The sequence below is a fragment of the Acinetobacter sp. 2JN-4 genome (assembly GCF_003687745.1).
Lineage (GTDB): Bacteria > Pseudomonadota > Gammaproteobacteria > Pseudomonadales > Moraxellaceae > Acinetobacter > Acinetobacter halotolerans.
The window spans coordinates 71,211-86,824 of sequence record NZ_RDNY01000004.1; the positions used below are offsets into that span (position 1 = coordinate 71,211).

The following is a 15,614-nucleotide window of genomic DNA, read 5'->3' on the forward strand; positions in this document are numbered from 1 at the left end:
TAGTAACCTTTTTTTATCGGAACAAAATAATCATCCATATCAAAAAAATAATAGCTAAAGAAACAAATTAAGCAGCGCTGCCCATATCTTTTGTATTTGTAGAAAATTCATGTTGTTCGAGTGAAATGCGGTCAACAATAGCTTCAATGGCTAAATTAAATAATTCGATAATAATTGCCAACAAACAGACAGCAACCATGAGTGCCTGCTCCAAGGCAGATACATGGATAAAAAAAGCTGGCAGGAATCAAAATTAAAAAAACGATCTAGAATTGGCAATAAGTTGCATGGGCATTTCAAACCGGTGTCTTTATCGCCATTTTTACTCGAACATTCAGATTTGATTTGTCAATTTGCTTGGCGCTAAGGATAATACATGCAGATTAATTTATGGGACGCACTGCATGAAAATTATCGCAGATGAAAACTTGGCATTTACCGATTATTTCTTTGCGGAATTTGCAGAAATACAGCATAAAGCAGGGCGTACATTGAAGCATCAGGATGTACAAGATGCAGATGCATTATTGGTACGATCGGTTACTAAAGTCGATCAGGCTTTGATTGATCAAACTAAGATTCAATTTGTTGGTAGTGCAACCATTGGAACGGATCATCTCGATATCAAAGCTTTAGAACATCACAATATTGGTTGGAGTAACGCCGCAGGCTGTAATGCCCAAGCAGTTGCTGAATATGTGATTACTGCTTTATTACATTTAAACATCGAATTATTAGAAAAAGACAATCAATTTACTTTAGCGATTGTGGGCTTAGGCAACGTCGGGAGTAGACTTGCAGTGATGGCACAACTGCTGGGTTGGCAAGTGATCGGCTACGATCCGTATGTACAACTTGATGGTATTGAAAATGTCTCTTTCAATGAACTTTTGAAACGTGCAGATGCGATTTCACTTCATGTGCCTTTAACAAAGTCAGGTGAATATCCAACCCAGCATTTATTTGATGACGCTGCCTTTTCTGCGATGAAAGCATCAGCGATCTTAATCAACAGTGCACGTGGTCCCGTGATTAATCAGTCCGCACTCACGACAGATATCGAGAAAACCAAACGTCAAGTGGTGCTCGATGTATTTGAATTTGAGCCTGAGATTCCTCAAGATTTATTGGATCTATTGGCTTTGGCGACACCACATATTGCGGGTTATAGTCTGGAAGGTAAGGCGAGAGGCACACAGATGATTTATGATGCTTTTTGCCAGAAATTCGGCTACACCGCATCGAAGCGATTTGAAAGTCAGTTACCGAGCGTTGAGCAATACTTTGATCATCAGGATTTAAAAGCGGTACTCAAACAGCACCTCACACAAATTTATAATATTGCTGAAGATGATGCGCAAATCAGAGCGTGTGTCCAAGATGGAAAGGTACAGCAGTCAGCATTTGATTTACTCCGTAAAAACTATCCATTGCGCCGCGAGTGGGCCGCACACGGAGGACCAAAAGCATGAGTCATAATATGAAAACTTATCAACCGACCTGTTCCATTGAAGCACTAAAAGCGCGTGCTGCAATGTATCAGAAGATTCGCCAGTTCTTTGCTGAGCGTGATGTCATGGAAGTCGAAACCCCGATTTTGTCCCAAGCGGGGGTGACTGATGTACATTTGGCATCGGTTCAGGTGCAGCGGCATATTCATGGAAAATTAAGCACCCAATACTTACAAACTTCTCCTGAATTTCCCATGAAACGTTTGTTGGCGAGTGGTAGTGGACCGATTTATCAAATCTGTAAAGTTTTTCGTGATGATGAACATGGACGTAAGCACAACAGCGAATTTACCATGTTGGAATGGTATCGTCCTGCATTGGATTTAAAAGGTTTAATGCATGAAACAGCCGACCTGTTAGAAAGCTGTTTGGTACATCGTTTTGGGGAAATACGTCCTATTATTCTCAGTTATAAACATGCATTTCAGGATCGTTTAGAGATCAATCCATTACAAGCCACGTTAAAGCAATTGAAAGATACTGCCAACAGAGTCGGACTGAATCTTGATTTGGGCGATGATCGTCTTGGCTATATGGATTTATTATTTTCGCATTTTGTAGAGCCAAGCTTAGGTTTTGATGCACCTGTATTTTTAACAGATTTTCCACCTGAAATGGCATCGTTGGCAAAAGTCAAAACAGATCAAGATGGTGAACTGGTTACTGCACGTTTTGAGGTCTATATAGAGGGCTTAGAGCTGGCAAATGCTTATGATGAATTGTTGGATGCGGATGTGTTAGCTTCACGTTTTGAAGCAGATAATAAGCAACGTGCTGAACAAGGTTTGCCTGTAATTCCTACAGATCAGTATTTATTAGCCGCACTGCCAAAAATGCCTGAATGTTCAGGGATTGCTTTGGGAATAGACCGCTTACTGATGGTGGCGATGAATCAGGTTAAAATTGATCAAGTCATCGCCTTTCCAGCAGAAATCGCTTAGATGCACAACAATAGATAACGTTAACAACGTCCTTTTTTAGCTTGGCCAGGGGGACAGAAGTTTCCTTTACCATGAGGATACCTGCGATCATAGTCATAACCTTCAGGGTCAATCACCACGCTACCCTGAGGGGTATGAACTGCACATCCAGAGAGGTTAAGGCAAAATAAAATGCTTAAGCTGAATAGCATTGTTTTCATATCCGCACGTCCTGTGTATTTTGTATTCTTAAACTTTAAAGCTATCTCATCTTTTTTGCTAGTTGATTTTTTATACAGCCATATAGTTTGATTAAAGCAAGCTGATGATGACACGAATGAAGTTGATCAGAGAAATGATAATAATATAGTCAGATCGGATTTAATTGTTATATTTGAAAAAAACAAGCCTCAGTTAGAGGCTTGTTTTTTATGTTTTTAAAAGGGTAATTTGGTCAGCTGGTTGAGGAAATGAGGAACCACTCTTGGTTCTAAGATAATCGTAACCACAATCCCGTATGCTGCTCCCCATAAGTGGGCACTATGGTTGATATTACTGTTACCTCGTTTGCCTGACCAGACGCTATAAGCCACGTATAAAATGGCAAAGATTATAGCTGGAACAGGAATAAAGAACACAAAAATTAGGTTCCAAGGCTGGAATAAAATATAGGCAAATAAGACCGCAGAAACAGCACCAGATGCGCCAAGGCTGGCCCAATGTGTGTCATTTTTATGTTTCAAATAGCTCGGTAAAATCGCAAAAATTAATCCACCTAAATAAAACAGCACAAAGCCCATGTCATAGAAAAACTGACGGTAAAAACTTTCAATGATATTGCCGAAGAAAAACAGCGTGATCATGTTGAAAAGTAAATGTGTACCATCTGCATGAATGAAGCCATGAGAGATGAAACGATCATATTGTCCGCGTTGCATTGCCGGAGGCCAAAAGATCAAACGGTTCATCACACGTGAGTTGGAGAATGCCAGTAAAGAAATTGCCACTGTGATAATAATCAGCGTCACAGTATGATTAAAGGGTAGATGTAACATAAACGTTTCGAATTTGATCAGTGTCTAGGCAATAATGCCATTAAAAAGCGAATTAACAATGATCTTGCATAGAATTCCTACAAAAATGGTTGATTTTTTTTAATTACCCTCCATCTTCGGTTAATATAACGACATCAGCTTGAGGATTAATGTTATGTCGACTGAGAACACCAACACTGCCGCAGCAGAACAAATTCCAAACCTTTTAATTACTCCCTCTGCACAAGAGTATTTGAGCGATTTATTAGAAAAGCAAAATACTCCAGGAATTGGCGTTCGTGTTTTTGTAGAGCATCCGGGTACGCCACGTGCTGAGTGCTGTATGGCTTACAGCGCACCAGATGAAGTTGCACCAACCGATTACAAACAGGATTATCCAGATTTTCCTGCTTATGTAGATGCGCCATCAATTCCGTATTTAGTCGATGCGGTGATTGACTACAACAAAGATCGTTTTGGTGGTCAATTGACTTTCCGCGCACCAAATTCAAAAGTGCCGCGTGTAGGACCAGATGCATCTATTGAGGAACGTATTACCTACATCTTACAATCTGAAATTAACCCAGGATTGGAAGGGCATGGCGGTAATTGTAGTTTGGTTGAGGTTAAAGATGATCCTGAACACGGCCTTACAGCTGTCTTGAAATTTGGTGGTGGCTGTCAAGGTTGTTCAGCGATTGATGTGACCTTGAAACAGGGGGTTGAAACCACTTTACAACAGCATATCCCCGAATTAAAACGTGTGGTGGATCAGACCGACCATACGCAAGCAGAAGGTGCTTATTTTAAATAATAAAAACTTGAAAATTACTGTATATGAAGAAAGCCCTTTTAAGGGCTTTTTTTTATTTCTAGTGAAAATAAACTATTTTTTCTTTATTTAACTTGCACATATAACTATAGAATATGAATTAATAAATAGTAATAATTATCATTTGTATTGAGTTTTATTTAATTTTTGTTAGACTCTTCATGAATTTTTAAACAAGACTTAAGTTTTATCTTAATTAGGTGGGAATATGTCCAAGAAAATAGCTCGTCAGTCGGTACTCGCAGTCTCTGTTTTAAGTAGTATGTTGACGTTTGCATATGCAGCAGAAACTCAAACAAAGAAAGATGCGATGCAATTAGACACAATTGTCGTCACTGCGAGCGGGTTCGAGCAGGACATTAAAAAGGCTGCCGCGTCAATTTCCGTTCTCACACAAGAAGAAATCAATAAAAAAGCATATCGTGATGTGACAGATGCACTAAAAGATGTGCCAGGCGTTGTTGTAACTGGCGGTGGTAGCTCAAGCGATATTAGTATTCGTGGTATGGGCAGTGCTTATACGGTGATTATGGTCGATGGGAAAAAAATAAATACCCGTTCAGTTCGACCAAATAGCGATAACTCAGGGATTGAACAAGGTTGGTTACCGAATATTGGTGCAATCGAACGCATTGAAGTGATTCGTGGTCCGATGTCTGGATTGTATGGTTCAGATGCAATGGGGGGTGTAATTAACATCATTACCAAAAAAAATGCCACGGAATGGACGGGATCAATCAAACTTGATACCACACTACAAGAGAACTCAAACTCAGGTAACTTATATCAGTCAAATGCATATATTTCAGGGCCGTTGATTGCCAATCTTTTATCATTTAAAGCCAATGGTTTATTTTCCCAACGTGATGAAGATGATATTTATGGTGGTTATAAGAAACAAAAAATGCGCGCAGGCGGTGCGGTATTTAGCTTAACACCGAATGATGATCACACTATTGATTTGGAATATCAACGCTCTATTCAAGCGCGTAATGCAACTGTGGGTAAAACGATTGAAAATAAGCCGAATAAACGTGGTGAGTATCCTACTGATTCACTCACTAATTATTACCGTACAGAATATAGCTTAACGCATCGCGGTCATATTGGTGCTGTAGAAACAAATTCCTATATTCAGCGCGAAGAAAATGATAATCCATCACGCAATATGGAAGCGACCAACACCACATTTAATACAATCAATAAGGTGAATTTTGATCGTCACAGCCTCAGTTTTGGTGGAATGTATTTAAAAGAAGAATTAGATGACAAAGGCAACCAGTTGAGTGTGGGTGGTGCAAAACCTATTTCACATCTTGATCGTTATAGCTGGGCATTATTTGCTGAAAATGCATGGAATATAGTTGATGATTTTACTTTAACCAGTTCAATTCGTTTGGATAAAGACGAAAAGTTTGGTGATCATTGGAGTCCAAAGGTTTATGGGGTTTGGGGCTTGAATGATAATTGGGTGATTAAAGGTGGTGTGTCGACGGGCTATAAAACCCCAGCACTGCGTGCAACTGTTGCAGAATGGGGACAAGCTACAGGTGGAGGCCAAAGTAATGGCGTTATTGTCGGAAATCCTGATTTAAAACCTGAGAAAAGTGTGAACTATGAAGTTTCATTTAACTGGGACAATCTCGATAATCTAAATGCAGGTTTAACAATTTTTAACAGCGAATTTAAAGATAAAATTACTGAAGTAAGAACCTGTCAGGGAGATGCGGGGTCACGTGGCTGTGATTGGTTGGGCGAGAAGTTCGATTTTGTCAGTCTGCGTGAAAATGTGGATAAAGCCAATATGCGTGGTGCTGAAGTGACTTTTGGTTGGCAAGTTTTGCCGAATGTGAACTTACGTGCCAATTATACCTTTACCGATACAGAACAAAAAAGCGGGATAAATAAAGGCAAACCGCTAAATGAAATGCCAAAACATATGTTCAATACCACCGCAGATTGGGAGATCAATGATCAGTTCTCAAGTTGGGGGCGAGTCAACTACCGCAGCAAAACCTCTGATTATTTAAGTCGCACTGAGATGGCAAAGGGTAAACCTGCCTATACGATGGTTGATGTTGGATTGAACTATAAACCAACACAAAATATCGCCTTTGCGGCGGGTGTTTACAATCTGTTTGATAAAGAGATTGATACAGAGACTTATAATTATGTACTCGATGGTCGCCGTTACAATCTTGGTGTGACGTATAGCTTCTAAGTTCGATATGGCGCAAATAAGGCGCATTAAGCGCCTTGTTTTTTGAATATTTCAGTCACATGTTCTGAATAATAAAATTTTTCTAAATAAGCACGAGCACGTTGTCTCAAATAACCCGTTTGAATGACTTGTCCTAAGATAGGCGCTAATAAGTTGCTTAATTCATTTTCAATTAAATTTTCGTCAATATTTAGATCACGTAATAATAGATCAAAAGTCCGTTCTTGGTTTCGTGCATACCATGCATAAACACCATCATGAACTTGTTGTTTTAAATAATCTGTTTGACGAATATGCTCCCAAATATCATGTCCCATGCCGACCGTTTTAGGTAAATCCTGTACTTCGACATAGTTCCGCAATACCGATAAAGGCATGACTTTAATTTTATGCCAAAGATTGGCCTGAAAGTGATAGAGCTTATCATCGTTAAAATGTTGATTTAAAACGCGCTCGCTCATTTGGCTGATTTTTAAAATATTTTTCTGCAAATAGTGAGCAATGGTTTCATTGAGATTAGAGTCCGTCACTGTTTCCAAAACCGACTTGCCCATTTTCATAAAATGCCCGACACCTGGAACACGTTTAGACATCACTGAATTATCTAAATAGTCTTGAATCGAGTGTTGGATCAGTTGCGTAATCAGTGCAGAAAAAGCAGGATTATTGACTATGGTTCTAATCAGACGTTGGCGATGACCACTTTTACTAGCAACGTATTGTGCAATCGAATCGATGGTTAATACAGGAATAACTTCTTCGATGGTTGTTTGATTATTGAGTGGATGGATGAGCGCGAAACGGATGTGCTCAGTAATTTGCTCAACTAAAAATGAGCTTGCAGGAGTTGCTAAAATTTGTTTTTCAAGCAGTTCAAAAATCTGCGGAAAGGACCAAATATGCTGGAGTTGTTGTAAACCTAACCAATGATAGAACTGTTTAAACTCATGTTGAATCGTTTCTATTTGTGCAAACTCCTGATCAAGGAAATCAAGTTGCGCATCGATCAGTTGTTCTATCATTGGATGTTTAGACATAAAATTTCAAATCACTTATTTAAATTTATGGCGACGGGGCAGTTGCAGGTTTTGCTGTTTGAATCTTGTTCAAGAAAGGCAAATATTGCTGCACCACCAATTGATCTGCTTCTAATATCGGCATGTGACCGACTTTATCCAAAATCACAGGAGGTTGGGCATTTTTCAATAGTGATTTGAGTTCAGATGCAACTTCTACATTGATAATCTTGTCTTGTTTTCCCCACAAAATTAGGGTGGGTGCATCGATCGCTCTGGTTAACAAAGCAAATGAATCAGGCGTATACAATTTATTCAGCGCAATTACCTGTTCAATCATTTTCTTGGTTTGCTCGACTTGCCCAATCATCATTTGCTCTTGGGCTTGCGCAATTTCTTTTGGAATAAAAGGCGGAGCATACATGGCTTGTTGCATGAGGAAGTTAAAATCACCTTTTTTACTCACCACCATATTTCTAATTTGATTTGGATCTTTTAAATAAGGTGTTGTTGCTGTGCGATATACACCAGCTGCATTGACTAAGAATAAGCTCTTGGTCTCAAATGAATATTGACCTGCGTAGAGCATAGCGACAGAACCACCCAATGAATGACCAGCGATATGTGCTGGACCTGTGAGGTTCGCTGCTTCAATAAAACGGCGTAATTTTTCGGTGACATTCGGAACTGAATAATCAAATTCTTTCGGAACTTGGGTTTCACCACTGGCAGGTAGGTCTGGAATAATGACGTGATAGTTTGCGGTCAACGCCTGTGCAACTCGATTCCAGTTGTCTCGACTGCCTGCTAAACCATGAATTAAAACGATGATTGGTTTCCCAGCTTGACCACCTTCGCTATAAGACCATGTGATATCGCCTACTTTTAATGTTTTGCTTTGTAGGCCAGCCCATGCTCGTTCTTGTTGTAATAAATTTTGAAAACTCATCTCAATTTCAGCAGCTTGTGTTGTGCTTATTGCAACTGCTGATAGGCTGCAAGCCAGTAAGGCGGCAGTGAATGTCTTACGCAATGGCACCGAAAATAGGGTATTCATCTTTGCTCAGTCCTTGATCTATTCTTAAATCAATTGATTATTGAGGATGTTACTCGGAGAGTCATTTGCATAATCTACAGATGTATGGAAATTCTTGCCAATGAAATCATCATTTATCGGTCATTTTTATGATCAAAGGCGTGTCCTTTGTTCGATGAGTTTCTATTTTGGTCAGTGACTTTCAACCTTGCGCAGATTAAACTCTTTGCTCATGTTAATCATAGATGGATTGTACGCATGCTCACCGCGAAAGAAGCTTTAGAACGTTTAAAAGTTGGTAATGCTCGCTTTGTGAAAGGAGAAGCCACCTCACAAAATCATCTGACTCACCAAGAACGCGCCGCATTGGCTGGGGAACAAAACCCCTTTGCGATTATTTTAGGTTGTTCAGATTCGCGTGTACCTGCTGAAATGGTGTTTGATCAGGGCTTAGGTGATTTATTTGTAATACGTGTAGCAGGCAATATTGTTGCACCCTCGCAAGTGGGCAGCGTCGAGTTTGCTGCTGAACGATATGATTGTGCAGTGGTTGTTGTTTTAGGGCATAGTCATTGTGGTGCGATCCAAGCAACAATTGATACGCTAAAGAATCCAGATCAACCGCCATCATCAAATCTGATGTCGATTGTGAATCGTGTACGTCCTTCGGTAGAAATTTTGATGCAAACTGAATTAAAAGATGATTTGAAAAAGTTATCTGCCCATGCAGTTCGTTCTAATGTTTTCGCATCAGTGAATCAGTTGCGTCATGGTTCAAGTGTGCTGGAAAGTTTAATTGAGAAAGGCAAGATGATCGTTGTTGGGGCAGAGTATTCGCTTGAAACGGGTGAAGTGACGTTCTTTGATTTTTAAAATAATATAAATGGCTAACTATCAAGTTAGCCATTTTTCTATTTAGGTCGTTTTTCACGCTGTTCATCAAAGCAGTGGTGGTGATGTTATGAATATTAAACCAGCATCAGAAGCTTCACTCAAAGATTGGTTAAAACTAAGAATAAAGCTTTGGAATGATCTTGAAGAATCACATTTGCAAGAGATGCATCAGTTATTGGCTGAAAAGCATGCATTACAATTATTAGCCTATTCGGATGATCACGCGGTTGCGATGCTAGAAGCATCTATTCGGTATGAATATGTAAACGGGACAGAGACTTCTCCCGTAGCATTTCTAGAAGGCATTTATGTACTTCCAGAATATCGTCGCTTAGGTGTAGCAACTTTACTTGTTCGTCAGGTTGAGGCGTGGGCAAAACAATTTTCTTGTACTGAGTTTGCATCTGATGCGGCATCGGACAATGTCATCAGTCATGCAATGCATCGTGCATTGGGTTTTCAAGAAACTGAAAGAGTTGTTTATTTTAGTAAAAAAATAGATTAATCCAACTTGGGGCACAACGTTTTACAGCGCCCCTCGAATATACGGATAAGCTAAGTTAAGCATAATCGATTGTGCTTTGGCATTTGGGTGAACCTGATCATTTTGCATTAAACTTTTATTACCTGCGACACCTTCTAAAAAGAAGGGCAGTAACTTAATGCGATATTGCTGGCTTACAACTTTATAATTATTTTCAAAAGCGGTGCTATATGCCGTTCCATAATTTGGTGGTATTTTCATACCAAACAGTAAAACATTGGCTTTTTGTTTCTGACTGAGTTGTACCAACTGAGCTAAATTTTTTTGAATCATTTGTGGTGGTTGCCCACGTAATCCATCATTTCCGCCTAGTTCAATGACCACAACTTCAGGTTTATAGGTCTGCAATAGTTTCGGTAATCTTGCCAGCGCGCCACTGGTGGTTTCTCCACTGACACTTGCATTGACCACCTTGTGCTGTTTCGGATACTGTTGGTCTAAACGTTGTTGTAATAAGTGAACCCAACCTTGTTTGGCATCAATACCATAACCTGCACTCAGGCTATCACCCAATATCAAAATCGTCTTTGCCGAAACCAGTGTTGGTAATAAACATATCAGTAGTGTGGCAAGCAGTTTAGACATAGATAAGATCACTTTAGGTGTTTGCATAACCGTTAAAAATTTGTTCTACAGGATACCTAACATCATGCCACAACCGATTATTTCTGCCCGAAAAGTTACACAAAATATTCAAATTAATCAGCAAACTCTAACCATTTTAAAAGAGATTGATTTAGATATTTATCAGGGAGAGCAAATTGCGATTACAGGTCGGTCAGGTTCAGGAAAATCCACGCTCTTGGGGATTTTAGCCACGTTAGATCGACCAAGTTTGGGAGAGTTATGGGTCTGTGAACAAGCGGTACATGCTTTAACTGAAGAGCAACGTGCGCAGGTTCGATTAGAAAATATTGGTTTTGTTTTTCAGTCTTTTCAGCTTCTACCCCAGCTCAGTGCTTTAGAAAATGTCATGCTGCCATTACGTTTACAACCAGATTTTAATTTTAAACACGCAGAACAAAAAGCATTGGCTTGGTTAGAGCGTGTGGGCTTGATTCGTCAGGCACAGCAAACGCCCAAAGTTTTGTCTGGTGGTGAACAACAACGCGTGGCCATCGCCCGTGCATTGATTGCTGAACCCAAAATTATTTTCGCAGATGAACCGACAGGAAATTTGGATGGGCAAACGGCAGAAGAGATTGAGCAACTTTTATTTGATTTAAATAAAGAGCTAGGCACGACTCTAGTGCTGGTGACACATGATCAAAATTTAGCTGCATTATGTCAACGTCATGTCAGACTTGTGGATGGTCAAATTCAAGAAATCATCAAAGTTGAAGATGAGAGCGCCGAGGAAAGGGTATGAATTCGATTGTAAAACCCTTACTGCTACAAAGTTTTCGTACAGGTGGATTGTATTTATTGATTATTGCACTCTCCCTCGCGATTAGCGCAACCACAGCTTTAAAATTTAGCAATACTCAAGTCCAAAATGCCGTGACCTTGCAAGCAGCGGAAATGCTCGGTGCAGATCTAGTTCTATCAGATCAAGAACCGATTCAGTCTAACTGGCTGCAACACGCCGAAAAACTCAACTTGCAACAGGCCTTTGTGACCATATTTGGATCAATGGCACATACCCAAGATCAGTTTGTGATGGTCAATGTCAAAGCCGTAGATGACAGCTTTCCCTTACGTGGGAAACTAGAGATTTCACCTCAAGCTAAATCCATTCAACCTGGGCAAGTCTGGTTAAGTCCAAGAGCAATGGATTTATTGCATGTCGAGTTGGGTGATCAGGTTGCCATTGCGGATGGTGAATTTACGGTTACAGGCGTGATTGAGCATGATTCAAATCAAGAACTTGGTTTTTCTGGTTTTTCGCCCACGGTGATTATTCATCGTGCAGATATTGCAAAAACCAATGCCGTTCAAATTGGCAGCCGTATTGAATATCGGTTGTTAATGGCAGGTTTGCCTGAACAAGTGAATGCCTTTCAACAGATATTTAAACAAGACACCAGTCATGAACAGCCTCTAGATCAGGCAGTTGATCAACAGATTGAAAATACTGAACAAACAACGTTAAAACTACGCGATGCCAGCCAATCCAATACTCGACTGATGAAACCAATTGAAAATCTGGATACTTTTCTACAGCTCGCCAATTTATTGACGATTCTACTTTGTGGTATTGCAATTGCTCTGACCAGTCAACGTTATGTACAACAAAACCAAGATCACATTGCTTTGATGCGCTGTTTGGGCGCAAGTAAAAGCCAAATTCTAGTTGGGTATATGCTATTGCTTGGTATCGTCAGTGCGTTGTCGATCGTGATTGGAAGTTTGATGGGGATCGCTTTGGGCTATGGTCTATTGCAATTGATGTTACAGCTGATTCCCCAATTACAACTGAGCTTTGCAATGAGTGATTTACTCATGGCATTGCCGATTGCGATTTTTACCAGTGTCATGGTGTTGATTGGTTTTATCTTGCCGAGTATTTGGGAGTTACTAAATACACCACCCATTCGAGTCATACGCCAACAAGTGCGCTCGCGAAAATCTCATATTGCGATGTTTGCTGTTGGGGTTGCCAGTCTAGTCGTTTTTAGTTTGGTATTGAGTGACAACATCCAGTTAAGTTTGTTGGTGTTGAGCGCGATTTTAGTACTTTGTGCTGTACTCTATGCCGTGATTTGGCTGTTACTAAAAGCGATTAAACAACTGAAACACCCATTATCAGCTTATGTTCGCATCCCGCATCAAACTGCATTACAGATTACGGCCTTGGCTTTAGGTTTGAGTTTGATTACGGTACTGAGTGTTTTAAGAACCGATCTACTTGAACGTTGGCAGCAACAGCTACCAGAGGGAACACCTAACCAATTTGTCTATGGGTTGCCTCCTTTTGATATGCCAGAGCTCAAGCAACAACTTGAACAAAATCAGTGGCAATCAACGCCGCTCTATCCGAATATTCGAGGTCGCTTGATTGCGAAGAATGGTGAAGCATTTGCACCTGAATTGATTCAGCAAAATAATTCGTTGCGCCGTGAACTAAACTTGACTCAATCAACACATTTTCCGACTGACAATGTCATTACAAAAGGGGCGAAAGAATTTAGTCAAGTTGCTCAAGTTTCGGTGGAAGAAAAGTTAGCCAATGAGCTTGATATTCATATCGGTGATCAACTCAGTTTTAGTCTGCCGGAGGGAGCTTTACAAGCGACGGTGATTAATTTACGTGCAGTGGAATGGGAAAGCTTTAGTCCAAACTTCTTCTTTATTTTTTCTCCAGAAACGATGGATGAAAATGCAGGCAGTTACTTGGGAAGCTTTTATGTGCCGCCTGCTGAACAAGCAAAAATGGTGCAACTGATTCAACAATTCTCCAATACGGTATTTATTGATGTAGGGCGGATTTTGGATGAAGTGAAGCGTTTAATGAATGTGTTAGTTCAGATCGTGACTGTACTGGCAATGCTGGTCGGGTTATCAGGCATTTTGGTGTTGATCGCCTGTTTGAATGTGTTGATGGATGAGCGCCGTAAAGAGGTGGCATTATTACGTTCTTTTGGTATCGCCAAAAATAAATTAAAACGGATGCTAAGTTTGGAAATCGGTTTTATTGGATTATTGGCAGGGATAGTGGCATGTCTGTTTGCTGAGGTGATCAGTGCGATTGCCAGTCACAAGATGCAAATGGCCGTGCAATGGCATCCAGAAATCTGGTTGATTTTACCGTTAACGATGATGTTGATTTGTACTTTGATTGGTCGTTATCGTCTCAGCTATTTATGTGATATTCCACCATTGCAGAGCTTGAGGGAAATGAATCAGTCTTGATCTTTTAAATATGAGTCTAATCATCATTTGTTAACGTGGGGCGACATGGATGCCGCCCGAAACTAAAAGGTTAATTACTTCAATTGATTCTGCATCAAAATCTCATACCACAATGGATGAAGTTCAGTGCTTAACTGGGTACAGTAAAAATAGAATGCTGCGAGTAATAACGTCGCAATGAAGATCGCTGTGATTTGGATGAAATTGGTTTTCACAACTTTTTGACTGAAATACCAAGCGCCTGCGAGTAAAGCCCCCATGATCATACCGCCAATATGTGCAGCATTATTGATGCCTGAAACGGTAAAACCAAATACGAGGTTGATGCCCATAATCAAGAGTAGGGATTTTTTATCTAACAAAAAACGTTGTCGTGGCAAAGTTGGAAATAGCGAGATAACCGTCAGTGCAGCACCTAAGCCCATGACTGCGCCTGATGCACCTGCACTGATTTTCGGTAATAGCTTTACATCAAAGTGTTGTAATAATTGATAGGCATCTAAAATACTCAGATAGCTGGAAAGCACACTGCCCATTAACCCTGCTAGAAAATACAGAGCAATATAATAAGTCCGACCAAACAGTTGTTCGGCAATACTACCAAAAATGTATAATGCCCACATATTCAGCATCAAGTGAATCATACCGAAATGAAAAAACATGCTGCTGAGTAGTCGTTCGGGCTGACCCAAAAACGTAAGAGGTGTGAAATCCGCACCCCAAGCAATTGCATCAACAGGTGAAGGGTCGGTAATATTCACACCTGTGAGAATTTGCCAACTAAATAATCCGACATTGACGGCGATCAATAGCGCGGTAAACCACCATGTTTGCATCTGTAATTTTTGATTGATTTGTGGTGGAGTTGTTTCAGTCATATGCTTGGCGAGTCATTGAAATAAAAAATAGCTTAGCATGAATCAATGTCTGTTGATATTTCACAGACAAATGCAGAAGGAGTGATGCACTTTAATGAAAGCTTTTTTAGCCCGTATTGTGATGCTGATCATCGGCGTGATTTTACTCATTCAGCTTTGGATTTTTAGTAGTTTGGTGTGGTGGCGAACCCAGCCTGTCAACACAACCATGTTCATGCGTTTAGACTATTGGTCTGACTTGAAACCGATTCAGCACGACTGGCGTGATTATGATCAGATTAGTGATAACTTCAAACATGCTGTTTTAGCTGGGGAAGATGCAAAATTTATTCATCATCATGGTTTTGACTGGGCAGGTATTCAACATGCCTTAGAACGAAATAATAAAAAGGGTGAGGTGGTGGCTGGTGGTTCGACTATTTCACAACAATTAGCGAAAAACTTATTTCTGTATAACAAACGCTCATTTATTCGTAAGGGGCAAGAAGCAGTCGCGACATGGATGATGGAACGGGTATGGTCAAAACGTCGAATTTTAGAAGTGTATATGAACTCAGTTGAATTCGGACAGAACATTTATGGCGTAGAGGCTGCAGCGCAATTTTATTATGGTAAAAGTTCAAAAAGCTTAACCCGTGAGCAAGCGGCCTTTCTCGCTGCATTGCTACCTAATCCTAAATATTACCAAGACAATCGCAATGATCGAAAGCTGCAATACCGTAAACGTGTGATTTTGAAATATATGAATGGCACACAAAAACCACAGTAAATAATTTAAATGCGAAAAAGCCCAATATTTTTGGGCTTTTTTACCAAATTGACATAATTTTGCAGCATACTTAAATTATCACTTGATGAATGATAATGCACAAGGTT

At 40.0% G+C, this 15,614-nt stretch carries 15 protein-coding genes and 1 pseudogene; 9 read left to right on the plus strand and 7 right to left on the minus strand.

Going from position 1 to position 15,614, the window contains the following annotated elements:
• Positions 1–67: 67 nt before the first annotated feature.
• Positions 68–238 (minus strand): annotated as a pseudogene (locus EAH57_RS07340) (diacylglycerol kinase); the annotation flags it as partial.
• A 166-nt stretch (positions 239–404) separates the two neighbouring features.
• Between EAH57_RS07340 and EAH57_RS07345 the strand changes: the two are divergent.
• Positions 405–1,472 (plus strand): 4-phosphoerythronate dehydrogenase, encoded by a 1,068-nt coding sequence (locus tag EAH57_RS07345; RefSeq protein ID WP_121929494.1) that lies wholly within the window; start codon positions 405–407, stop codon positions 1,470–1,472.
• On the plus strand, positions 1,469–2,452 hold the full coding sequence (epmA, locus tag EAH57_RS07350; RefSeq protein ID WP_121929495.1) for an EF-P lysine aminoacylase EpmA: 984 nt from the start codon (positions 1,469–1,471) through the stop codon (positions 2,450–2,452). Before EAH57_RS07345 ends, epmA begins: the two co-directional genes overlap by 4 nt.
• Positions 2,453–2,472: 20 nt before the next feature.
• Here the strand turns inward: epmA and EAH57_RS16125 are convergent, their stop codons facing one another.
• Together EAH57_RS16125 and EAH57_RS07360 are read right to left on the minus strand one after the other, a co-directional pair.
• The gene (locus tag EAH57_RS16125; RefSeq protein ID WP_121929496.1) at positions 2,473–2,652 is read right to left on the minus strand and encodes a hypothetical protein; all 180 of its coding nucleotides are present in this window, start codon (positions 2,650–2,652) and stop codon (positions 2,473–2,475) included.
• Positions 2,653–2,868: 216 nt separating this feature from the next.
• Positions 2,869–3,486 carry a rhomboid family intramembrane serine protease gene (locus EAH57_RS07360; protein ID WP_121929497.1) on the minus strand — a complete coding sequence of 206 codons (618 nt, stop codon included), beginning with the start codon at positions 3,484–3,486 and terminating at the stop codon, positions 2,869–2,871.
• A 154-nt stretch (positions 3,487–3,640) separates the two neighbouring features.
• Here EAH57_RS07360 and nfuA point away from each other — a divergent pair, with 154 nt between their 5' ends.
• Both nfuA and EAH57_RS07370 read left to right on the plus strand, forming a co-directional pair.
• Positions 3,641–4,279, plus strand: a complete 639-nt coding sequence (gene nfuA / locus EAH57_RS07365) for a Fe-S biogenesis protein NfuA (RefSeq protein ID WP_004670351.1) — start codon at positions 3,641–3,643, stop codon at positions 4,277–4,279.
• A 226-nt stretch (positions 4,280–4,505) separates the two neighbouring features.
• Positions 4,506–6,518 carry a ligand-gated channel protein gene (locus EAH57_RS07370; protein WP_121929498.1) on the plus strand — a complete coding sequence of 671 codons (2,013 nt, stop codon included), beginning with the start codon at positions 4,506–4,508 and terminating at the stop codon, positions 6,516–6,518.
• Positions 6,519–6,544: 26 nt separating this feature from the next.
• Here the strand turns inward: EAH57_RS07370 and EAH57_RS07375 are convergent, their stop codons facing one another.
• Together EAH57_RS07375 and EAH57_RS07380 are read right to left on the minus strand one after the other, a co-directional pair.
• Positions 6,545–7,555 (minus strand): hypothetical protein, encoded by a 1,011-nt coding sequence (locus EAH57_RS07375; protein ID WP_121929499.1) that lies wholly within the window; start codon positions 7,553–7,555, stop codon positions 6,545–6,547.
• A gap of 25 nt (positions 7,556–7,580) precedes the next feature.
• A complete protein-coding gene (locus EAH57_RS07380; protein WP_004670358.1) occupies positions 7,581–8,591 on the minus strand; it encodes an alpha/beta fold hydrolase in 1,011 nt (336 codons plus the stop codon).
• Between the two features lie 237 nt (positions 8,592–8,828).
• On the opposite strand from EAH57_RS07380, the gene EAH57_RS07385 reads away from it, so the two are divergent.
• Together EAH57_RS07385 and aac(6')-I are read left to right on the plus strand one after the other, a co-directional pair.
• Entirely contained in the window at positions 8,829–9,443 is a 615-nt protein-coding gene (locus tag EAH57_RS07385; protein WP_121929500.1) for a carbonic anhydrase, read from the plus strand.
• A gap of 88 nt (positions 9,444–9,531) precedes the next feature.
• The gene (gene aac(6')-I / locus EAH57_RS07390) at positions 9,532–9,969 is read left to right on the plus strand and encodes an AAC(6')-Ighjkrstuvwx family aminoglycoside N-acetyltransferase (RefSeq protein ID WP_121929501.1); all 438 of its coding nucleotides are present in this window, start codon (positions 9,532–9,534) and stop codon (positions 9,967–9,969) included.
• A 21-nt stretch (positions 9,970–9,990) separates the two neighbouring features.
• On the opposite strand, the gene EAH57_RS07395 is transcribed toward aac(6')-I, so the two are convergent.
• The gene (locus EAH57_RS07395; protein ID WP_004670363.1) at positions 9,991–10,620 is read right to left on the minus strand and encodes an arylesterase; all 630 of its coding nucleotides are present in this window, start codon (positions 10,618–10,620) and stop codon (positions 9,991–9,993) included.
• Between the two features lie 37 nt (positions 10,621–10,657).
• Between EAH57_RS07395 and EAH57_RS07400 the strand changes: the two genes are divergently transcribed.
• Both EAH57_RS07400 and EAH57_RS07405 read left to right on the plus strand, forming a co-directional pair.
• Entirely contained in the window at positions 10,658–11,377 is a 720-nt protein-coding gene (locus EAH57_RS07400; protein ID WP_121929502.1) for an ABC transporter ATP-binding protein, read from the plus strand.
• Positions 11,374–13,860, plus strand: coding sequence for an ABC transporter permease (locus EAH57_RS07405; RefSeq protein ID WP_121929503.1), 2,487 nt, complete (start codon positions 11,374–11,376; stop codon positions 13,858–13,860). The genes EAH57_RS07400 and EAH57_RS07405 overlap by 4 nt, the downstream gene beginning before the upstream one ends.
• Positions 13,861–13,934: 74 nt before the next feature.
• On the opposite strand, the gene EAH57_RS07410 is transcribed toward EAH57_RS07405, so the two are convergent.
• A complete protein-coding gene (locus tag EAH57_RS07410; protein WP_121929504.1) occupies positions 13,935–14,738 on the minus strand; it encodes a rhomboid family intramembrane serine protease in 804 nt (267 codons plus the stop codon).
• Positions 14,739–14,832: 94 nt separating this feature from the next.
• On the opposite strand from EAH57_RS07410, the gene mtgA reads away from it, so the two are divergent.
• Positions 14,833–15,507: a monofunctional biosynthetic peptidoglycan transglycosylase gene (gene mtgA / locus EAH57_RS07415; protein ID WP_121929505.1), complete on the plus strand. Its 675-nt coding sequence runs from the start codon at positions 14,833–14,835 to the stop codon at positions 15,505–15,507.
• Positions 15,508–15,614 lie beyond the last annotated feature (107 nt).